The 22,978-nt window shown below is 42.5% G+C and carries 19 protein-coding genes; 17 read left to right on the plus strand and 2 right to left on the minus strand.

The features are described from left to right. Positions 1 to 21 precede the first annotated feature (21 nt). The 8 genes from rpsK to G4D54_03935 all read left to right on the plus strand — a co-directional run bounded on the left by rpsK (position 22) and on the right by G4D54_03935 (position 7,149). A complete protein-coding gene (rpsK, locus tag G4D54_03900) occupies positions 22 to 420 on the plus strand; it encodes a 30S ribosomal protein S11 (protein QJA01628.1) in 399 nt (132 codons plus the stop codon). Positions 421 to 448: 28 nt separating this feature from the next. Then, positions 449 to 1,408, plus strand: a complete 960-nt coding sequence (locus tag G4D54_03905; protein ID QJA01629.1) for a DNA-directed RNA polymerase subunit alpha — start codon at positions 449 to 451, stop codon at positions 1,406 to 1,408. A 27-nt stretch (positions 1,409 to 1,435) separates the two neighbouring features. Beyond that, a complete protein-coding gene (gene rplQ / locus G4D54_03910) occupies positions 1,436 to 1,801 on the plus strand; it encodes a 50S ribosomal protein L17 (protein ID QJA01630.1) in 366 nt (121 codons plus the stop codon). Between the two features lie 402 nt (positions 1,802 to 2,203). Further along, entirely contained in the window at positions 2,204 to 3,370 is a 1,167-nt protein-coding gene (locus G4D54_03915; GenBank protein ID QJA01631.1) for a D-alanyl-D-alanine carboxypeptidase, read from the plus strand. A 212-nt stretch (positions 3,371 to 3,582) separates the two neighbouring features. Beyond that, the gene (locus tag G4D54_03920; GenBank protein QJA01632.1) at positions 3,583 to 4,569 is read left to right on the plus strand and encodes a M15 family metallopeptidase; all 987 of its coding nucleotides are present in this window, start codon (positions 3,583 to 3,585) and stop codon (positions 4,567 to 4,569) included. Further along, the gene (locus tag G4D54_03925) at positions 4,566 to 5,744 is read left to right on the plus strand and encodes a CapA family protein (GenBank protein ID QJA01633.1); all 1,179 of its coding nucleotides are present in this window, start codon (positions 4,566 to 4,568) and stop codon (positions 5,742 to 5,744) included. Before G4D54_03920 ends, G4D54_03925 begins: the two co-directional genes overlap by 4 nt. Then, positions 5,741 to 6,322: an O-methyltransferase gene (locus G4D54_03930; protein ID QJA01634.1), complete on the plus strand. Its 582-nt coding sequence runs from the start codon at positions 5,741 to 5,743 to the stop codon at positions 6,320 to 6,322. The genes G4D54_03925 and G4D54_03930 overlap by 4 nt, the downstream gene beginning before the upstream one ends. Positions 6,323 to 6,447: 125 nt before the next feature. Then, the gene (locus G4D54_03935) at positions 6,448 to 7,149 is read left to right on the plus strand and encodes a hypothetical protein (protein ID QJA01635.1); all 702 of its coding nucleotides are present in this window, start codon (positions 6,448 to 6,450) and stop codon (positions 7,147 to 7,149) included. 140 nt (positions 7,150 to 7,289) lie between these two features. Here G4D54_03935 and G4D54_03940 read toward each other — a convergent pair whose 3' ends face one another. After that, positions 7,290 to 7,718, minus strand: coding sequence for a hypothetical protein (locus G4D54_03940; protein QJA05146.1), 429 nt, complete (start codon positions 7,716 to 7,718; stop codon positions 7,290 to 7,292). 208 nt (positions 7,719 to 7,926) lie between these two features. Beyond that, positions 7,927 to 8,949 carry a DUF2804 domain-containing protein gene (locus G4D54_03945; protein QJA01636.1) on the minus strand — a complete coding sequence of 341 codons (1,023 nt, stop codon included), beginning with the start codon at positions 8,947 to 8,949 and terminating at the stop codon, positions 7,927 to 7,929. 222 nt (positions 8,950 to 9,171) lie between these two features. Here G4D54_03945 and G4D54_03950 point away from each other — a divergent pair, with 222 nt between their 5' ends. The 9 genes from G4D54_03950 (at position 9,172) to G4D54_03990 (ending at position 22,650) form a co-directional block, all read left to right on the plus strand. Beyond that, entirely contained in the window at positions 9,172 to 9,882 is a 711-nt protein-coding gene (locus tag G4D54_03950) for an ABC transporter ATP-binding protein (GenBank protein QJA01637.1), read from the plus strand. Continuing rightward, positions 9,872 to 11,464, plus strand: coding sequence for a hypothetical protein (locus tag G4D54_03955; GenBank protein QJA01638.1), 1,593 nt, complete (start codon positions 9,872 to 9,874; stop codon positions 11,462 to 11,464). Before G4D54_03950 ends, G4D54_03955 begins: the two co-directional genes overlap by 11 nt. Positions 11,465 to 11,841: 377 nt before the next feature. Further along, positions 11,842 to 15,993: a leucine-rich repeat protein gene (locus G4D54_03960; GenBank protein ID QJA01639.1), complete on the plus strand. Its 4,152-nt coding sequence runs from the start codon at positions 11,842 to 11,844 to the stop codon at positions 15,991 to 15,993. A gap of 4 nt (positions 15,994 to 15,997) precedes the next feature. Next, entirely contained in the window at positions 15,998 to 16,516 is a 519-nt protein-coding gene (locus tag G4D54_03965; protein ID QJA01640.1) for an LPXTG cell wall anchor domain-containing protein, read from the plus strand. After that, on the plus strand, positions 16,503 to 17,231 hold the full coding sequence (locus tag G4D54_03970) for a hypothetical protein (protein QJA01641.1): 729 nt from the start codon (positions 16,503 to 16,505) through the stop codon (positions 17,229 to 17,231). The genes G4D54_03965 and G4D54_03970 overlap by 14 nt, the downstream gene beginning before the upstream one ends. Before the next feature lie 63 nt (positions 17,232 to 17,294). Further along, the gene (locus tag G4D54_03975) at positions 17,295 to 17,807 is read left to right on the plus strand and encodes a hypothetical protein (protein ID QJA01642.1); all 513 of its coding nucleotides are present in this window, start codon (positions 17,295 to 17,297) and stop codon (positions 17,805 to 17,807) included. A gap of 148 nt (positions 17,808 to 17,955) precedes the next feature. Next, positions 17,956 to 18,309, plus strand: coding sequence for a hypothetical protein (locus G4D54_03980; protein ID QJA01643.1), 354 nt, complete (start codon positions 17,956 to 17,958; stop codon positions 18,307 to 18,309). A gap of 165 nt (positions 18,310 to 18,474) precedes the next feature. Next, the gene (locus tag G4D54_03985; GenBank protein ID QJA01644.1) at positions 18,475 to 19,782 is read left to right on the plus strand and encodes a hypothetical protein; all 1,308 of its coding nucleotides are present in this window, start codon (positions 18,475 to 18,477) and stop codon (positions 19,780 to 19,782) included. 357 nt (positions 19,783 to 20,139) lie between these two features. Next, on the plus strand, positions 20,140 to 22,650 hold the full coding sequence (locus tag G4D54_03990; GenBank protein ID QJA01645.1) for an ABC transporter ATP-binding protein/permease: 2,511 nt from the start codon (positions 20,140 to 20,142) through the stop codon (positions 22,648 to 22,650). Positions 22,651 to 22,978: the final 328 nt, after the last annotated feature.

Consider the following 22,978-nt stretch of genomic DNA (forward strand, 5'->3'; position numbering starts at 1 on the left):
GACGATAGGAGGAAGTAAATAATGGCAAAGAACGTAAAAGCGAACTCACGTGGTAAACGTAAGGCACGCAAGAATATTGCTCGTGGAGTTGCACATGTCCACTCAACATTTAACAATACCATCGTTACTATTACTGATGAAAACGGAAATGCTGTAGCATGGTCTAGTGCTGGTGCTTTAGGATTCAAGGGATCTCGTAAATCCACTCCTTTCGCAGCACAGATGGCTGGAGAAGCTGCAGGAAAAGCAGCAATAGAGAATGGTATGAAAGTAATTGCAGTTAGCGTAAAGGGTCCGGGACCAGGACGTGAAGCAGCTGTAAGAGCTCTGCAGGTAGCAGGACTGGAAATCACATTGATTAACGATGTGACACCGATCCCGCACAACGGTTGTCGTCCACCTAAACGACCACGTGGTTAATGATTAACTGTAATTGAGGAGGTAAACTATGCAAAAATTCGAACGTGCACATTTTGAAGTAAAAGAATATGATGAATCTCAACATTACGGGAAGTTTGTGTTTGAACCTTTGGAAAGAGGTTTTGGTACAACCATTGGAAATGCACTAAGACGTGTTTTGCTCTCCTCTTTACCGGGAGCTGCCGTATTTTCAATTAAAGTTGATGGTGTTTACCACGAGTTCACTTCAATTCCTGGAATTGTAGAGGACGTAACGGCAATCATTTTAAATATCAAAACCCTTGTGATGAGTATTCAGGATGATGAAATTTATACCCTGCGTATCTCAAAACAGGGTCCAGGCGCAGTAACCGGTGCTGATATCATTTGCCCGGAAGGTGTGGAGGTAATAAGCAAGGACTTGCACATCTGTACACTGGAAGAGGGCGGAATGCTGGAAATGGAACTGCAGGCTCGTATTGGTCGCGGGTACGTGAGTGCTGACACAAACAAGCAGCTGTACCAGACACCAAATCAGCCTCTGGGAATCATTTACACAGATTCAATTTATACACCAATCGAAAAGGTATCCTATAATGTGGAGCCGACTCGTGTTGGACAGGATGCTCACTATGACAAGGTTGCTCTGGAAATCTGGACAGACTCTTCACTGAGTCCTGCAGAAGCCGTAGCACTTGCCAGCAAAATTCTGATCGACCATCTGGAGCTGCTGACGAATGTTCACGAAGCAGTAAACGATATGGAATCCGTGATGAAGGAAGCACAGGGTGAGGTACAGAATAAGGGACTTGTCATGATGATTGAAGACCTTGACTTATCCGTACGTTCCTATAACTGTTTGAAGCGTGCAGGAATCCAGACTGTGGAGGAACTGACGCAGAGAACAGAGGATGAAATGATGCGTGTAAGAAACCTGGGTAAGAAATCATTAAAGGAAGTTAAAGATAAGATCTATGATTTGGGACTGAGTTTCAAGTCATACGAATAAATATTCGCAAGGGAGGTTAATGGACCAATGTGGAATCGTAAATTAGGACGTAAAGCTGACCACCGTAAAGCTTTATTACGTAACATGGCGACATCCGTGATCGCTTACGGTCAGATTGAAACTACTGAAATGAAAGCAAAGGAACTTCGTTCCGTTGTTGATGAACTGATCACACTGGCAAAACGTGGAGACCTGCACGCTCGTCGTCAGGCTGCAAGCTTTGTACGTGATGTTGTTGTCAATGAAGAAACAGGACAGACTGCTCTGCAGAAGCTGTTTGAAGAAATCGGACCTGCTTATGCAGACCGTAAGGGTGGATATACTCGTGTTGTTAAGACAAGAGTACGTCGCGGAGACGCAGCACCTATGGCAATCATTGAATTAGTTAAATAAATAACATGAGAACTGCAACGCAAATCCATAGCGCTGCAGTTTTTTTATCCCTACGGTAATTTAGACATCCTTTTCTAGGACCAGTGACAAAGGCAGACCAGCTGTTAAACTGGAATTGTTTGACGAGGGCTCCTGTATGATCACAACTGTTATTTGCAGGCGATAATAGAATTCCTCCCGTATTAAATTTATGAATATGGAGGATTCATGCATTCGCATTAAACAAATAATCTTATGCGATAGACATATCATGTATTTGATGGAAAAAAAGAAATTGAATGCAGATCTGTGGTTTCGTTAACATACGATTCAGCAGTGTCTTTTTATATTGAAAAAAAGGTTACCTGTATTCATTTTACCTGCATTGTAGTATTATAGTGTAGTAAAGGATGTGGGTAGCTCATGCGAATGAAGAAAAAAGTTCTCATTGCCGGTATTGCGATAATACTTGCAGCTTCCGCCGTTGTTGGCTATATCTGGTCACAAAATCAAAAAAAGGAACAGGATTATGCAAAGATGGAGATAACATTCCAAAAGGATCGCCAGATTCTGGAATATGGGGAAAAGATAGACAGCCGCTCCTTTGTAAAGCATTCATTTGGTGAAGTGAAAACCTACCCGAACGTTAATACAAAGAAAACAGGTAATCAGACAATCACCTATGTATTGACCTATGAAGGGCAGACGAAAAAAATACCGTATACGGTTGAAGTAAAGGATACAAGAAAACCGACAATAAAGCTGAAGGAGAATCATATTACACTGGAATATGGGCAGAAGTATGATGTCGCAGATAATATAAAAAGCGTTCGTGATCCGATTGACGGACCCTTGAAGAAAGCAAACAAAAAAGCAGCCGGAAGCTATTGGATTGACAGCAAGCTGAATGTGTTGGAGGCAGGGAGCTACACCATCACCATACATGCACAGGATCTAAATGGAAACAGTGCAGAAAAAAAGTTTACGGTAATGGTAGAGAAAAAAACAGCGCCGGACCTGAAGGAAAAAAATCCTTCTTCTTCTGATGAAGCGTCATCATCACAGACAGAAGGTTCCGAAGCTGCATCTGTCGAGCCGTATTACGTCAACGGAGTGCTTCTGGTGAATAAAAAGCATGCACTGCCACAGAATTACGGAGGGATGGATTCCAATGCTTACGCAGCTCTGCAGCAGCTTCAGGCCGGAGCTGAGGCTGCTGGTTATTCCATGCCGCTGATCAGCGGCTATCGTTCCTATGCATATCAGGCTTCCTTGTATAACAGCTATGTCGCACAGGATGGACAGGAGCTTGCTGATACCTATTCAGCAAGACCGGGACATTCGGAGCATCAAAGCGGTCTTGCTTTTGACATCGGTGCCTTGGATAACGGGTATGGCAATACGCCGGGTGGAAGATGGCTGAATGCCCATTGTGCAGACTATGGCTTTATTCTGCGCTATCCGGCTGGTAAGGAAAGCATTACAGGCTATCAATACGAGCCATGGCATGTTCGCTACGTTGGGAAAGAAATCGCATCCCGGATTATGTCACAGGGGATCACGCTGGAGGAATATCTGGGAAATGTATAAGCATAGAAAATAAGTGAACTCTACATCCCTGTATAGAGTTCGCTTTTTTTCATTATGTCCGCCGCTTCATAAGACAGCCGTATTATTGAGGATAAACAGCATGCTTCCCATATATAATCTTAAGAAACAGGGAAGATTCACCTGCTTTTTGCGGATGTCACTGTACGAATAAACAGAAACTGTTATAATATGGTGGAGCGAGGGATGTACATATGAAAAAACAACTGATGATACTTATGACGGCAGCGCTTCTGCTTGCCGGCTGCAATTCCAACGAGGAAGAGGACGCCCTAAAACAGTATGGGGTAGAGGATACAAAAAGCTGTGATAATCTTGCGGCTGTGAAGCAGGCAGGTGACAAGCTTGTAAAGGACAAGGAAAGTGTCTACTGTGCCATCACAACAGATAAGAATCTGGATCAGGCAACTGCCTTTGTGAAAAAGGATTACGATGCGAAGCGCATCAGCGAGTTTTTAAATCTTCCATACTACCACAAGGAGTTAACCGAGCGCTATATTGCATACGATGACGGAAAAAGAGCAGTACAGGACATTGTTACGAAAGTTAATATCGGCTTGGATCAGCCATATTTCACCAACGTTGATATAATCAGGGATACTGATGATGTAGCACTGCTGGTTAATAAATATCACCGGCTGCCGGATGATTATGAGCCGCAGAATCTGGTAAAGACTCCGAATGCCTGTGTAATTGGAGAAGATTTTTCCTGTCAGAGCGAGCCTCAGTATCTACGCAAGGAGGTTGCGGATGCATTTTCCGAGCTGGTGAAGGCAGGAAAGGCAAAGCATATCAATATCAAGGCAATTGCAAGCTATCGCAGCTTTGCCTATCAGAAAAATCTGTATGATTATTATGAGCAGAGTCAGGGAAAGGAATATGCGGATAAATACTATGCCCGCCCGGGACAGAGTGAGCATAACAGCGCCCTTGCCGTGGATGTGACCATTAACAATGAAAATTTCAATGAAATTGAAAACTCAGAGCATTATGACTGGCTGCTTAAACATATCGCAGACTATGGCTTCATCCTGCGATACCCTGAGGATAAGGTGGATGTGACCGGTTATCAGTATGAATCCTGGCATCTGCGTTATGTCGGAAAGGATATTGCTAAGGAAATTGTGAAGCAGGGGCTTACACTGGATGAATATATTGCCAGAAAGGATGTGCAGAAATGAAAAAGCTTATGGTTTTGATGCTGAGTCTGCTGCTGTGTGCATGCAGTACATCAGAGAATAAAGAAAAAGAAACACCGAAAGAGGATCCGAAAAATGAAAATACAACGGTATCCTTTGTCGGAGTCGGAGATAATTTGATTCATGAAATGATATATAAGCAGGCGGATGCTGCTGCCGGTGAGATGAATGATGGAAAATATGATTTTACGGAAATGTATACGCATGTAAAGAAGGATATTCAGAAAGCGGATCTTGCTTATATCGATCAGGAATCCATTGTTGGTGGAGATGCGCTTGGTATCAGTGGCTATCCGACATTCAACACGCCTGCAGATATCGCTAAAAATGTTGCGGATACCGGCTTTGATATCGTGAATACGGCAAACAATCACTGTCTGGATAAATATCAGGAGGGAATCGATTATTCTCATGAAATCTGGGCAAAACAGAAGGGCATTATTACAGCTGGAACCTATACCTCCCAGAAGGATCGGGATACGATACGCACAATCAAACGCAAGGGAATCACATTTTCCTTTCTTGCCTATACCTATGGAACAAACGGAATTGAACCACCCAATCCCTACAGTGTTGCTTATTTCGATGAGGACCGGATTCGCGAGGATGTGAAGAAGGCAAAACAGCTCAGCGACGTTGTGATTGTTTCTGCGCATTGGGGTGATGAAAATGTTTCAGCCCCTACGGAGTTTCAAAAGAAGTATGCAAAGCTGTTTGCGGATTTGGGTGTTGATGTTGTTGTCGGTGAGCATCCGCATGTGATTCAGCCGGTAACATGGATGGATGGTAAGGATGGAAATAAGACGCTGGTCATTTACTCACTTGGCAATTTTCTGAATGGAATGCTGGATGTAAATAACGTTCTTGGCGGTATGATCCGTTTCGATTTTGTAAAAGACGCAAAAAGCAGTGAAATTTCCATCCAGAATGTGAAATGGGAACCACTGATTACACATTATACTGGAGATGCTGCGGATATTATGAATACGAGAAAGAATTTCACAGTATATAAGCTGAGTGATTACAGCGAGGAGCTGGCGGAACAGCATGGATTAAATGGTGTGGACGGACAGAAGGTTCGCCTGAATGATCTGTATGCGCGAACAAAAAAGGTGATTACAGAAATACCTGTTATAGAAAAAGGGGATACGAAATGACGCTGATAGAAGAAATGGAGATGTATGCGCACGAACATGATGTGCCGATTATGCAGAAGGAAGGCATTGATTTTACGTGCTCCTTTCTGAAGGAGCATAATCTGAAGCATGTGCTGGAAATCGGAAGTGCCATCGGCTATTCGGCAATCCGTATGGCAATGCTGGATATGGATATACGGATCACCACGATTGAACGGGATAAGGATCGCTATGATCAGGCTGTAGAGTATGTAAAAAGAAGCGGATTGCAGGACCGGATCACACTGCTGTTTGGTGATGCACTGGAGACAGTCGTTGAGGGAAGCTTTGATATGCTGTTCATCGATGCGGCCAAGGCACAGTACACTAAGTTTTTCGAGCGCTATGAGCCATTGCTGAAAAAGGGCGGATATGTAATAACGGATAATCTGAAATTCCATGGTCTGGTAGAGCATCCGGAAAACATTAAAAGCCGCAATCTGCGTAGTCTGGTACGTAAAATCGGAAATTTTGTCGAGTATCTGAAGCAGCGTGAGGATTATGATACACAATTTTATGATTTTGGAGACGGTGTGGGAATCAGCAGAAAAAAAGTGTGAGTATAGATCGGAAAGAAAAGGCGTAGCCGGTGCAGTAAGGAATGAAACTATTCCTGAAATTAAGCTATTTCATGTATCATTTCGCATGTTTTGTGATACAATAGAAACAAGAAAGTGGTGATACTATGAAAAAGATAATACCTGCACTGGCGGTAATTGCCGGAGCTGCGGCACTGGTTGCCTACAAGCTGAAAAAGGATGAGGAAAAACAGATCGTTGATCTTGATCAGGGACTTCTTGAGGATGAGGATGACCTGAATGAAATGGATATGGATGACGAAATTGAAGAAGGTCCGATCAGTGATCCCGCTTCCTGTATGGAGACTGTGAAAGAAGAAGCTGCGGATGCTGCAGAGGATTTGAAGGATCTTGCAAAGGATGCTTTTGAAGAAGGAAAAGAAGCAGCTGAGGATTTTGCGGATGCTGTGAAGGATCAGGCAGCGGAAGCAAAGGATATCGTTCAGGATGCTGCAGAGGAATTTGATACGGATTTTCCGTCTCTCCTGAAGAGTGAAACGGCAGCTCTGAAGGAGCAGGCAAAGAAATTGATGGATGACATGCTGCAGGAGGGGGACGTACATGAAAATGAGCGTCCGGTTCAGCACAGCGTGGTATTCCAGACAGCCGAGGATATGGATAGCTTTAAAAATGAGGTTATCAATAAGGGCTTCGTCATCACAAGAGGGGATGAAGACCTGGAGCTGATTGTATTGCATATCACTCCGATTGATGATGTCAAGCTGATGGGAAATATCTTGTATATTGCCGGCGAAGCGAAGCTGCATCATGGTAAATATCAGGGATGGAGCAGTAAGGTTATTTATTAAGCCATACAAATAGAAAGACGTCACATACTGCGGCGTCTTTTTCTCAGCTTTGAAACACTTGCTTTTATTCGCTGAATGCTCATAGCACAATAGAGATTCGTTTCGTAAAGAAAAACCCCGGTTTATGCGCCGGTTTTTTTTCAATCAATTAACACTGTTTCGTCTATGCGTTTCCCATGCTTATCGTAAAAACGTAATTGTGAAATACTTGAATAAGGCGGAAGGAAGTCATAGCTTTTGATAAGATAGGTATCCAGATTTGATAATCCATCCAGTGATATGGTGAGCTTATCTTTATCATTCTTGGAAGCACGCAAATCAAATTCATAGCGCTCTGCTTTCACGATACTGTTATCGATAAAGACGACGATACGGATATTATCGGGCGTTCCAACCTTCATATAGCCAAAAGGTGTATCAGATTCTCTGCCGCCTTCATAGGAATAGGATGAACCATCCTTCTTAAAAATCAACAGATGATAGGTGTCCCTTTGTTTTAGTAAATATAGTAAGCTTTGCTTATCTTCTATAACATTTAATTGCTCATGATTTTTATAATTATTGTTCATATAATCCTTTGGATCAACCGTATCCTTACTGAATTCACATGCGGATAAAATGAATGCGCAGGCGAATATAAATGACAACCTTATTTTTGCTTTCGTTTTCTTATCTCCCGTTAAAGTAGAAATGACCTATTCGGCTTTTAGAACAGATGATACGTAGGCTCTATGGATGTAATCATATCACATAGGTAATTGAAAATAATGATATGGTTTAATAGCGGTTGTGAACCTTTTCAAAAAAGCAAAGCATATCCTCTAGCTTCAAAATGCTTCCATCATCCAATACGGCCGTTCCACTGAGGTAGCCGAAAACCTGATGCTGATCCGTTACAATGATGAGCGCACTTGTTTTCGCACAACGATCAAGAATCGGTCGAAAGGACATTTCAAAGCGTGCGTCGCTGGATGTAATACGCCAAGGCTTGAGATAGCTGTCCGGCGGTATGTGGAAGGTAACATCCTCCAGCTTGTGTGCAACACCATCATACAGCAGTAGATTTTCACTGGCCGCTGTCGTATCACCAAAGCCGTAGCCGACATTGAAGCCAAACGGTTTTCCTTCCACAAGGCCGTTTCCGTTTCCCCAGTACCAGGTGTTGTCATAGGTCCATACCCCACGCCCCCAATCCAGTGTTCCGAAGGAATCCTGTGGATCAAAGTGTATTGTGTTACCGTCAAAGCTGACATTTCCCTCAGCACGCATGCAATTGATTTTCTGATTGTAGTAAAATGCGGTCTTTTTTTCTTTCCACGGTGTCGCAATTACCATACTGTCCATATCCGGCTGATGCAGCGTGATTTCACAATGGAATGGTTTTCCTTCATAGAAGTTCTGAAAATCACAGCGAAGAATGCGTTTGCCCTTCATGACCTGAAATTCCATATCGAGTCGCTTATCCCTGTATCGGCAGGAGCCGCTTTCCGAGCTGGTCGGCAGCTTCAGCTTACCCATTGGAAATGCGTTCAGTATGGTTTCGGTATGCTCCCAGCCCTTCTTAAAATCAAGAAGAGAAACGGATTGCAGTCCGATATAACCGTCATCGGAAATTGTGAAGGCGACCCCATAATGATTGTTAAGTATCAGATAATAATCCCATTCCTTGATTCTCCAGCGTTTTGCTTTAATATCCTCTCTGCGATATTCCTGCAGCAGGGAGCGGGACCAGCCTGTCTCTTTCAGCCTGCCATGCTCGTTCAGTAAAAGGTGCCGCTGTGTAACCTCATGATTGCGCATACGATAGCCTCCTGTTCTTTTATCTTCATTATAGTAAGTGTCCTGCAGGATTACAATATCATGTCGTAAATCCTTGATTTTATTTGACAAATGATTTTTGTACGGGTATCCTGAAATTACAGATGCCGTAGGCTGTAGCATGACCATCAAATATCCGGTAAAATAAGCGGTCAAACACGGATACAGTGTCTGCATAAGAGAAGGACAACCGGGAGGATACCTATGAAACTTCATATACAGAATGTGAAAAAGACCTATGATAAGAAAGAAGTGCTCAAAAACACCGGTGCAGTTTTTGAACAAGGGAAGATATATGGTCTGCTGGGAAGAAACGGAAGTGGTAAAACGACGCTGTTTAACTGCATATCCCATGAGATACCCTGTGAGGGTGATTTTCTGATAGAGGAGCACGGTGAACTGCGAAAGGTAGAGGACAGAGATATCGGTTATGCATATTCCAGCCCGATTCTGCCTGAATTTATGACTGGTTTTGAATATATCCGCTTTTATATGGATATTCATGCAAAGGAAATTGATTCTGCCAAGACCATAGATTCCTATTTTGATCTGATGCGCATCGTAGCGGAGGACCGGCATCGTCTGATTAAGGGGTACAGTCACGGTATGAAGAACAAGCTGCAGATGCTGGGATTTCTGATTTCACGGCCGAAGATCATTTTACTGGATGAACCGCTGACATCCTTTGATGTTGTTGTGGCAAATGAAATGAAGCATTTGCTGCTGGAAATGAAGGAGGAACACATTCTCATATTCTCCACCCATATTCTGCAGCTGGCAAGAGATCTCTGTGATGAGATCGTGCTATTGCATAACGGGGTACTGGAACAGCTCGATCATGATCTGCTGCAACAAAATGATTTTGAGGATCGCATCGTTTCACTGCTGCAGGAGGAAGTAAAGCATGCTGGGTGATATTCTGCTGCTGTTTCGGATTCGGATGACCAGAAAGGTGAACGGATTTTTCTATTACTTTAAAAAACTCCCTCTGATTGGCAGGCTTTTGAAGGAATCCTGTTATGCGGCTGTAAATCTAAAGGGAGTGCTGAGTGTCTTCTCCTTCTTGGTGGATGTCCTGATGAACTTATTGAAGAATTTGCTGTATCTGTTTGTGGTGATTGCTGTGCCGCTGATCAATCTGCAGAAGGGTGCGAATGATGTGCAGATTAGAAATGGGTTTCTGTTTGGCTTTGTACTGTTAAGTCTTGTAGCAGGAAGCATAAGCAACAGCAAGCTTCTCACAGCGGATGATGAAACCTTTATTCTCAGCCGCCAGATGCATATGGCAGCCAGACGTTGTCTGTGCTCCCGCAGCTGGTACAGCTATAGCATGAATGCGATCGGACTCTTCCTGGCGTGCCTGCTTCTGTCCTTTATGTTTTCGTTTCCCTTCTGGTATGCACTTATGGCCGGATTCGGCTATCTGGGCTCCCATCAGTGTATGGACATGCTGCAGATGCGGCGCTTTCAAAAGAAAAACAGCTTTTATTTGGATGCGAATATATGGAAGCTCCTCATTTCACTTGGCTCCTTGATCCTGCTGTATGCGCTATACTGGCTGAAAGTGGATTTCAGCTTTGCTCCACGGCTATTCTGCATCTTTGCACTTGTGTGTGCAGCAGCCATCATTCCCTATCTGCGTTTTGAAAGCGGCTATCATGCTTACAGTGAGCTGCTGACACGTCTGCTTACGGATAATCATGAAATATTGCAGCTGGATAGCAGTCGGATGAAGCAGATGGAGGTAGCTTTGGATGAAAAGAGCTATACCAGTGAGGAGCTGCAATATCAAACGGAGAAAACGGGCTACGCCTTTTTAAATGATCTATTCTTCCGCCGTCATAAGCATTTGATTTATAAGCCGGTAAGATTTCGTCTGGTGATGATGACAGTGCTCTGGCTTGCAGGAACACTTTTGATAATTATGCTGAAGGATGATATGAAACTCACGAAGGATATTCTGGAGCTGCTTCCGCCATTTGTATTCCTTTCCTATATTCTCAGCATCTCACAGCGTGTCTGTAAGGCAATGTTTATGAACTGTGATGTGTCGCTGCTGCATTACAGCTATTATCGCAGAAAGGAGGCGGTGCTGGTAAATTTTCGGCTTCGCTTAAAAAAGCTCTGCTTCTATAATCTCCTGCTCATCATGGTGCTTTGCCTGTACATGAATATCACCGTGGTGCTTGCCGGATTGCCCTATACTCTCTCAACGCTTCTTCTGTTCGATTTTGCTTTGCTTTGTCTGGCTGTGTTTTTCAGTGTTCACTATCTGTTTGTCTACTATATCTTTCAACCGTATAACGAACAGTTTGATATGAAGAATCCGTTCATGTCAATCCTGAACGGCATGGTGTACCTTTTTTGCTATTTCTGCATGCGGTTGGATGGAAATCTGGTGTTTGTCTGCGGTGTATTGGCTGCTACAATTCTATATATTCCGATTGCGCTTACCCTGGTGTACCGTCTGTCACCGAAGACGTTCCATTTGAAATAGATATTTTGAGCGTATACAGGCGGCTTAGATAGTAAAACGAAGAAAATAATTGTAAAAATATATTGCTATTATTTACAAATTTTGGTAATATGTAAATGTAATAAAGTGTTCATAAAATTATACATTTAGAGACAATGTGTTTTATCGCGATATTGTCTCTTTTTTTATACTTTTTCCCGTGTTTTTCTTTAAATCACCTCTATTTAATAAAGTATAATATTATGCATAGGGAGTAGCGCATCGCCGATATATCGAATGAAAGAATCCATGAAAATATCCGCTGTGCGGTATGTAAATGTTTATAAATATATAATAAAGATGAGGTAAGCAAAGAGAATCAGAGGCTATGATGATAATGTCAGAATGGGAGGATGTATATGAAAAGAAGGTTTATCGTGTGTGCACTGACGATAGGAATGATGCTGATGATGATTCCACAGAATTTCATATATGCAGTATCAAACACCGAAGTCGAGGTGACTAGCACAGAAATACATGCTGAAAATGTAAAAGCTGATGTTTCCTATATTGGTAAAAAAGCAGATACGGGAGTGCAGGAAGCAACCTTAGCAGCATCAGCTCCTACAGATCCAACCTTTTTTACATTTGATACAGCAAATCCGGGAATGATTACAAACTATTCTGCAAGACCGGATGCCCCTAAGGATATCGTAATTCCGGATTCCTATGTAAAGGATGGAAAGACGATTGAAATTACAGCAATAGGACAGAGTGCGTTTTCAGGTCAGGAGCTGACATCTGTTGTGCTGAATGATAATCTTTTATCCATTGGGAACAATGCTTTTTCCAGTAATACAAAGATCACCTCCATTGTCATCCCAAACAGTGTAACATCCTTAGGAAGGAGTGCATTTTACGGCTGCAGTGCTTTATCTTCGGTAACTCTGTCAGATCAGCTGAAAGAGCTGCCTGACTCTGTATTCGAAGGTACTAAAGTTGACAATCTGATTGTACCGGAGGGTGTTTTGAATATCGGCAGCAGAGCATTTTACGGGGACAGTGCCTTGAAGAATATTCAGCTTCCATCGACACTGACAGGAATCGGATCAAATACGTTTTATCGTGCCGGCGCTTTACAATCCATTACTCTTCCCGATAAACTTCAGTTGATATCAGACAGTGCATTTGCATTTAGCGGATTAACAAGTCTGTCACTTCCGGATGCTATTACAAGCATTTCCAGCAATAGCTTTTCCAACTGTACGGCCCTTCAGAATATCAGATGGCCTGCCAATCTGAAAGCTATTAAGAGCAGTGCATTTTCAGGCTGCTTCAATCTTTCTGACATCACATTGCCTGATAGTGTTGAGACAATTGACGCTAAGGCATTTTACAGCTGCTCCGGCTTGCAGAAGATAACAGTGGGCTCATCTATAAAAACAATAGGCCAAAATGCATTTAACGGAACAAAAAGCGGAATCGAAATTCATTTAGAGCAAAAGGCTGTGAACGATGTGACAGGCGCTCCCTGGGGAGCGGTAAAAGCGCAAATATATTGGCAGAGTGATGATGATTCCTGTTTTTATATTAGTGGTGATGGCACAATATTGGGCTTTAAGCCATTAAATCATACGACAGGTTCATCGCAGCATACGGCGTCTAAAAATCACACGATTGTAAATATTCCCTCTGTGATAAATGGAATTACGGTGACTTCCATTGCTGATAATGCATTTAACAGTAATTCCGACATTTTAGCTGTTAATTTTCCAAATACGTTAAAAAGCATAGGTACTAGGGCTTTTTATGGATGTGGAAAATTAGGCTATAACGATAAAAAAATAGTATTTCCTGATTCCGTTACCGATATCGGTGAAGAGGCATTTGTCTCGTTTAGTCTTGCAGTAACTCAGATCCAATTTGGGTCAGGTATTAAAACGATTGGTAAGGACGCTTTCCGTGTAACGAATGCTATGAAAATTCATCTATTGTCAAAAAACGTAAATGAGGTTACAGGAAGTCCATGGGGCGCAAGCAAGGCTTCTATTTACTGGAAAGACAGCGATACTTCCTGCTTCTATGTAGATGATAAGGGGAAATTGATCGGTTTTAAGCCATTAGATCATACTGGCTCTGATGAACACACAGCCTCACAAAATCACACCGTGGTAGACATACCGGAAGAGGTTCGCGGAATAAAGGTGACAAGCATTGGAGCGAATGCATTTGCAAATTCCGATATAACTTCAATCTCATTTCCTGATACCGTCACAGAAATAGAGGAAGCAGCTTGTAAAAATTGTAAGTCCTTAAGCTATGTGCGACTGCCGAGAAATTTGAACATGATACCTGATTATATGTTTTATGGCTGTACACAGTTAAACACCATAATTTTACCGGACGGACTGACAACGATTTCCGATTATGCATTTAGCAATACTTCGCTTGAGACGGTAACATTTCCTGATACACTGCAGAGTATCGGGACTCATGCATTTGAAAAGACGAAGATAACATTCCTGCATTTACCTGACAGCGTTACAAAATTGGGTACCGGTGTATTCAGTGACTGTTCTGAGCTTACAGAAGTTACTTTGCCGAACAAGCTGAATAGTATCTCAGGAGCAATGTTCTCTAACGATAAAAAATTAACAACCATCATCCTTCCCGAATCCACCAAAACAATCGGCACATTTGCATTTTCAAATTGCAGCTCACTATCCACCCTCACATTGCCATCAGGTATTACAGAAATTTATGATTATGCATTTCAGGGCTGTACATCTCTGGATAGTCTAACGCTGCCGGAGGGATTAATCAGATTGGGGGAAAATGCAATAAATGGTACCAATATCTCACAAATCAAGCTTCCGTCAACTCTGTTGTATGCTTCAAAGTCTCTGACTGGCTATAAGGGAAATACCATTTATGTTCATCAGGCTCGGGATTCTTCTGCAATTGCCTGGGCACAGCCATGGGGAGCAACCGGAGCGACCGTATATTATGATGGTGAGTATACCGATATCACAACCTCAGTAACATATGATGCAGTATGCAGCAAAGCAACGATTCATGCCGTCATTACAGCTCCTGAAAATGCTATGATTAAATCTGTTACATTGCCGGACGGAGAAAAAAAAGATTTTCTGAATACTCCTGTTTATGAATTTGATTATCCGGTTCATATGAATGGAGAATATACGATAACGGCTTCGACAAATAGTGCGGATACAATACAGGCTGTTAAAGTTTCGGAGCTTGTCTATGCACGAATAGAAGCAAACAGCTTTTCTCTGTCCCTTAACAAGGTGTCAAATCTTACAGAACAGAGTATCCTAAGCAGCGCGCAGGCACATGCATATCGTAACAATGACGAGCAAACGCCCATTACAGTAACACTAGAAACATCGCTGCAGGATATAAAACATGCATTGAATAAATCAGGCAGCCGAACAAATGCGGTGCTGAGCGCTACGACAAAGACACCGGATGATAAGACTGATATTACAGTGAAAAAGGAAATTATAATTTCTGTTAGTGACGTGGTACGAGTTACTTTTAAGGACTGGAACGGTACGATATTAAAGGATGCGACAGAAATAACTGTTGGAAGCAGTGCAGTTCCGCCAGCTGACCCGAAACGTGAGGGATATACATTTACCGGCTGGGATCATCCATTATCGAATATTCAGGAGGATACCGTATTTACTGCCCAGTATATGCAGAAGCAATATTCAGTAAAGTACGATACCAATGGCGGTACACCTGCTTATCCGGATAAAATAGTAACATGGGAGCAAAAGAATTTGTTGCCGGGGACTCCCAACAGAGAGCATTACGAATTTCTGGGCTGGCGCATTGCAGGCAGCAGTGAAAATATAACCAGCGAGAATACTTTCAAGGAGCTTGCTCTTAACGATCAGGTTTCATCCATCACCCTGACTGCTGTATGGAAACCAGTATCGTATAAACTGCATCTTATCACCAATGGAGGAAGAGAGCCGGATATTGAAAAATCCTTTACGATTGAAAACAATAAGGTGGATATCAGTGATGTTAAGGTAACGAAAATCGGAAGCAGTTTTTCCGGATGGAATACAGTGCAGGACGGAAGCGGTGATACAGTTGAAGCTTTACAAGACTATGAGCCTCCATTAAAAGATACATATCTTTATGCTCAATGGACAGCGCAGGATGCCAGCTATTATGTAGCTATTCCTAATAAGATAACATTGCATAATATACCCGGAAGCGGTTATGCCGGTGCATCGGAAGTGATTCAAATGGATGAGTCTCATGTTGAAGATGCCACTATGCCGGATAAGACGGTTGAAGTTTATTGTACGCCGTCCATCACCCTGACAAATACTGAATCACAGAATGCCTATACCGCGAAGGTGCTGACATCTGAACAAAAACCATATGAAGATGCTTCCAAACCGCTGATGATTTTAAGCATGAAGGGAACCAAGCAGAAGGAATTCCACCTCCGTACGGTAAAAAACAGTCAATGGAAGCGCGGTATATATGAAGGAAGCATGATGTTTCGTTTAAAATTGGGAGGGTGATTGTATGCATAGCAAAAACTATGGGACTGCATTGTTTCTTATCCTGATGATTGTTGGTCTTACCATCCTTCCTGTAAATGCACATGAGGTAGAAGTAAGCTATGTACCACAGGATTATGAATTAAAAACCTTTCATATGGAAGTACGTATACAGGGAGAAGGTGCCGTGCTGGATCAGGGACTAACGTTAAAAAATCCTACTTTCTTTGCATTGCATTCCGATGAAAAAAAGCAGTTTGTACTGCAGCCTGCACAAGGCTATGAAATTGCCGATATTCAGTATGACGGGGAAGATATAACAAATCTGCTGCAGCAACAGACCCTTACGGTCAAAGGAAAGGATCATGATACAAAACTGATCGTTACTTTTTGTAAACAATCACAAAAACCCCGGAAGGACACAGATACAGTGGAAACAGGGGATTCGGTAGCCACAGCAGGATACCTTTCCATCATCTTGTTATCTGCAGGCTTTATCATCTTCGTCAGGAAGAAAAAGGAGAAGCAGCATGACAAGAGGTAAGCGCGAATTCAGAAGTAAGGGGGTAAACTGGCCATGCCTATCACCAAAAGATATGAAGGAAAAGTATCAGAATAAGACCTATGCAGTGATAGGGGAGATAGGGGCTAAAGCTATAAAAGGAAGGACTGTGGATATTTCCGTTGGACAGAAAATTTTAAAGGCTGCGCCGGCAGGAACCTATCACGCCATGCTGTATCGTACATATGGCTATATTGAAGTTGAAAAGGATACTTATCTTGCAGTAAAAAAGAGTAATATACACTATATTTTGCTGACAGCATGTATCGTGCTTGCCTTGTTTATCGGTATTCTCTGGAATACACAGGGGAATGTGCCGCTAGATCCAAATTCACAGGATTACAAAGGTAAACTGCAGCGACCTGAAAATTGGGATGCGAATTCTATATTGATACCGGGGTTCGATGATCTCCATATGAACGCTGATTCGGATACTATTTATGTGGCATTCAGTAATCCAAAGGAAAATCCATGTTACTTCCAATACACAATCGTTTTGGATAAAACAGAGGAGATTCTATATACAAGCGGGCTTATAGAGCCGGGGAAGGCAGTCGTAAAAGAAACGCTTAACAAACCGTTTCCGGAGGGTGTTTATCCAATTACAATTAAAATTCGCTCTTATTCTCTGGAGGATTATGAAAAAGAGCTGAATGGAGGAGCTGTACAAACAAATCTAGTTTCGCTAAAGGAATAGAAAAAAGATGGTAAGAAAGAAGAAATCTTCTTACAGATAAATGAGAATAGAGGAGGAAAAAAAATGAAAAAACTATTCGCAACAGCAGCAGCGATGGCAATGTTTCTGTCATTGGGTGCGACCACAGTATTAGCAGCAGATGAGGATACAAAGGATGTAGATGTTACTTATGACAATTCAGAAACGATTGTTGACCCTACTGATCCTGATGCAGGAAAATGGGGGGGACGAGTACCCGCATCCATTCAGTTTACAGAAACAACAAAATCCGTAAATGCTGATCTTGAACTGGTTGGTTTAAATGGGAATGACATTGCTGCAATGAATAAAGATGTAGACGTTACAGTTACATCATCAAAGGGAATGAAATTATCTCTATCTGACGGAACGGATGAATTGCCGTATACACTGACATATGGATCAAAGACAATGAATGGTTCAACACCAATTACTGTGAATTTGACGTCACAGGCAACGAAGCAGGCCGGTATAGCAACCTTGCCAGGGTCATCTGTAGCAACCAAAAAAGGAGTACATAAGGATATCTTAACTTACACGGTAGCAATGCATAAATGATTATTGTTACAAGCCTTTATTGTAACGGTTTGGGCATTTCAGATAACGTGACAATGTAAACAAAACGGAATCAAACTGAATGAGGAGCCTATTTCAATCAGTCTGATTCCATTTTTTCAATCGATTTATTAACTGATAGGAGCATATTATGGAAATAGAAACGTCGATTAAGAATGAGCAGTTTCAGATTATGAGAATCGAAGATACATATACCGTTCGAATCGATATTAAGGACCATATGAAGGAATTGTTTATAAAACATAAAGGGGATGGCTTTGTATGCTGCGGCTATGACTGGTGTACATTGCTGATTGCATTCATGTATCATAATGAAGAACTGAAAAATTTATGGTATGTTTTTGACTATGAACCGACGGATGAACAGTTATGTGTATCATCAAAGGATGGTGACGCTTTACAACAGCTTATGGAGGCGTTTGGAAAGATATATAACAACGCAGCTTTTATAGAGCATTTAATGCAGGAGATTGACTATAAATAATGTTATGATGGAATGCAGCATTTTCTGATTGAGCATTTATAATCATAGTATGAAAGGAGGTCATAATGGAATACAAATGCAGCTGCGTATGCAAAATATCCTTAAAAAATAGATTGCGGAATTTTTTCTTTCCGCTATAATTATAGGAAGTAGGGAGATGAGGGCATGCTGAAGAAAAATTTTAATTATTTTACTATGTTTGCGACCGGGCTGTTTTTCTGTGTGCTCGGTTTTTCCTTTATCTTCGATTCTCTTGCTGTCTGGAACTGGCTGTATACCACACTTGTCATCGGTATATCCGTCACCGGAGTCTTTCGTATGTTCAACATGATTCTGAATTACCGCAAGCTGAAGCATAAGGGCGGACAGTTTCTGGATATCGTCGTGTGGCTGATTGCCATTATCATATCACTCACCATACCGGAAACCTTCTTCGCGATATTTCCACGGTTGATCGGCTGCTGGATCCTACTGCATGCCATTATCAAAATTATCGTCTTTTATATCAAAATCAAGGATCGGCTGCCCATTCCGTTTACAAAGGTGATTTTTCTATGCGGCGATTTGATCATCGCTTTCTTTCTGATTGTAAATCCGGGAGCGCATGAGGATGTAATCAGCCTTTTTCTGGGAGCCTATTTTCTTATTTACGGAGGAAATACCCTGCTTGATCTGATACGGGAAATCCTGCCAAGTGGCAGCGGGGATAAGCTGGATCAGAAAATTCAGCTATCGGTACCTCCGGTATTGTCCGCCATCATCCCTCCGCATTTGATGAGTACCCTTTTGAACAAGGATAAAGAGGATGAAATCAAGGAGCGCTTTGATGCCATAAAGGAGGATATTCCCGTTGATATGGAGGTGCTGATTCATTTAGCGCCAAGCGGACCCGCTATGTTTGGACATGCGGATGTCGTGTATCGCGGACTGGTCATATCCTATGGCTGCTATGATCCGCATAATCGACATTTGTTTGGAACACTGGGAGATGGTGTCGTCATTATCGCACCAAAGGATACCTATATCCGAAACTGTCTGGAGAATGAGAATAAGACACTGATCGGCTTTGGTGTATCTCTGAATGAGGAACAGAAAAAAAGGCTGAATGACCGCATTCTGGAGGTATTTGAGACCTTTTGCGATTTCGAGTGTGACGAGCAGCTGAAACAGAAAGGACTTCCCTGCAAGGGAGCGTGTGATGACTATCTGAGCCGTGTAACCAGAACATCACCGGATGCCAGATTTTATAAGATACGGGAAGGAAAGCTGAAAACCTTTTTTGTCGTTTCGAGCAACTGCGTATTTTTTCTGGGAAACCTGCTGAGCTCCATCGGCTTGAATCTGTTTGACCTCAGCGGTATTATATCTCCGGGAGCGTATTATGATTTTTTAAACAAGCAGTTTAAAAGTCACAAGGGATTTATTGTTTCCCGCAGACTATATCGGAAAAAGGATGTGGATCAGTTTGATTAAAGCATATCTGAAATCTATAAATAATCGCCAAATGGTACAGAATCGGAAGCACACATCAGGATTTATCAAAGCAGAGCGAAGTAGTTACACATCTGCGGCTGATAAGTCTTTTTTTTAGAAGAAAGCTTACGAATTTGCAAATAGGATGAACAATAGCTGTACGAGGTTTCCTGCTATGTGATGGTTTACGGGGATACATGTGCAGTCTTCCTTAATAAGACTGTAAAGGAATGTTCTGAACCTTACAAAATGGTCACATTTCTATGAATACATTGACAAATCCAGCTCTTTCTTATAGTGTATTAGTGTAATAGATACAGTAGTACAGTTATCGTTTTGTACAGGGAGGAGAATACTATGCTGGAGCTTAAACATATAGCAAAGACGTATAAAACAACAAAGGGAGTGAGAACTGAGGCTTTGAAGGATATCAATCTGCGCTTTCCACAGCGCGGGATGGTGTTCGTATTAGGAAAATCAGGGTCTGGGAAATCCACCTTACTGAATATCATCGGCGGACTGGATCAGGCAGATACAGGGGAAATCATCATCAATGGAAAAAGCTCTGCGGATTTCAAGCAATCGGATTATGATTCCTACCGCAATACGTATGTGGGATTTATCTTTCAGGAATTCAATCTGATGGAGGAATACACCATCGAGAAAAATATCGCCATGGCGCTGCAGCTGCAGCAGAAGGAAGCGTCTTCTGCACAAATCGAGCAGCTGCTGGAACGTCTGGGTCTGAGCGGCTATGCGACGAGATATCCGAATGAATTATCCGGAGGACAGAAGCAGCGCGTTGCCATCGCGCGTGCCTTGATCAAGGAACCGCAAATCCTGATGGCGGATGAACCGACGGGGGCCTTGGATTCTGCGACAGGGAAAGAAATTTTCGATACACTAAAGGAATTGAGTAGAGAAAAGCTGGTCATCGTTGTCAGTCATGACCGTGAATCTGCACAAGCCTATGCGGATCGAATCATTGAGTTCAAGGACGGTGTTGTGGAATGTGATACAGCACCCGATGTCGATGAGCAGCATGAGGTATTTGAAGCTATTCATTCCCATCTGCCGTTCAAAGACAGCTTCCGGCTTGGATTTTCCTGTCTTGGACACAAAAAGATCCGAATGGTATTCACCATTCTGCTGACCAGCTTCGCACTGCTGCTTCTGGCACTTTCGGATGCTGTTGGAAATTTCAGCTCTGTCAATGCCCAGTATAAGGCAGCTGAGGAATTACAGGAACCGTATGCCGGTGTTCGTTATCAGTACCTGGATGAGAATGGAAATACCATCTATACCGGCATGGATACGCAGATAAAGGATTCGGATATCCATGCTGTTTTAAAGGAGAATGAAAAGCAGAAGTTCGCAAAGGTCTATTCCTGGGACACGATGCCGCTGCGTCTGGGAGATTTGGGAATCGAGGAGCTGGACAGCACGGCGTATTCCGCTGCCGTCGACCAGTATAAGCTGACGGAAATGGGCAGCTTTGATACTCTGGGCTACAAGGATATCAAGGGATCCTTTCCCAAGGATTACAGGGAAATGGCAATTTCCTCCTATCTGGCGGATATCATCCTTTCACAGGGAATCGCAGATGAGAAAGGAAAGCTGCAGTTTCCGAAGACATATGATGATATTCTGAAAAACGTAAAGCTTCCAATCGGAGATACATGGATGCGCATCAGTGGGATTGTAGTTAAGGATACCGGCAAATATGAATCCCTGAAGAAGGTCAGTGCGAATAATATCGACAGTGAAACGTACAAGCTGGTTCGTGAATTCCGAAATATAGCAAGCATAAGCTGTAATAAGCTGTATGTGAAAGAGGGCTTTGTAAACACAGTGAAGCAGCAGAAGGGAACGGTTCTGGACAGCAGTAAGCATACATTATATCTGCGTGTGAATGAGCAGGATATGGGCATGTCCTCACTGGCTTATCCTGCGCAGACGGTTACCTATTTCAATGGTACGGAAATGGTTTCCACTAAGAGCGTGAAAAAAGATGAAATCCTGCTTACGCCGGATATGCTGATGCTTATTCTGGGAAAATCGGAAAGCTTCTACAGTGATGCTATGGCGAAGAAGTCTTCGGAAGAAATCCGCACAGCTCTGCAGGACAGTGCGAAGCGGTTGATTGGAAGAAGTGTGGAGCTGCATGTACAGGAGGGCTTTGGAAACAGCGGTGAGCTTTTGAAGCAGCAGGTGCGCATTGCCGGTGTAGTGATGCCGGAGGGAAAGTTCAGTATGGAGAATGTTTATCAGATCAATGATAATATGGTCAATCAGGAGCTGATTGCCGCTTACATTCCGGATACGCTGTATGTCAGTGAGCTGCTGGGAAGCTTTGATGATACCACATTGAAGCCGTTTCTTGAACAATACGATATCGGCAACAATCTGTATGCCAACACGGTAGCTACGCAGGATGTCAAGAGCATCAAGGATTTTGCGAGCTTTGCTACGAAGGTATTCTTCTATGCAAGCATTGCCCTGTTCATCTTTGCGGCAGTGCTGATGATGAATTTCATCATTGTGTCGATTTCCTATCGTAAAAAGGATATCGGAATCCTTCGTGCCATCGGTGCAAGAAGCACAGATGTTTTGAAAATCTTTATCTGGGAAGGAGTCATGCTGGCGGTGATCTCCTATGTGATAACCATGATAGGTCTGCAGCTGGTGTCACTGATCACCAATACGTTTGCAAAGGAGGAAATCGGTGTTCTGATTTCACCGGTCATCATTACATTGCGTCAGCCGCTGCTGATGCTGGTAATCGTTGCGGCAGTAACCTTTATCGCCTGTATCCTTCCGGTAACAAGAATTGCCCGTCAGCGTCCGATAGACGCAATCAAGAAGTAAATGAAAGAACAATGATCAAACAGAATCCATTCATCGAAAAAAAGCAGGATAATTTTATTGATTATCCTGCTTTTCATTGATAAAGAACAGGATGTTTAACGCGGGTGACATCCGTAAATCAGCAGGTGAAAAAATTTTATATAGGATACAGCATAATCGCTGTTTATATAATGAAGAATTGATGGTTTCTCTGCTTTACATACCAGAACCGAAAAAGCATGAAGAAACCTCATACATATAAGGAAGAATCCATGGTTTATGCTGTTAGTTTTGTTTTACACAGTAGATTTATTGTATTCACTTTCGATTCGTTGTATAATAAAAACGC

Source organism: [Clostridium] innocuum (assembly GCA_012317185.1).
Taxonomy (GTDB): Bacteria; Bacillota_I; Bacilli_A; order Erysipelotrichales; family Erysipelotrichaceae; genus Clostridium_AQ; species Clostridium_AQ innocuum.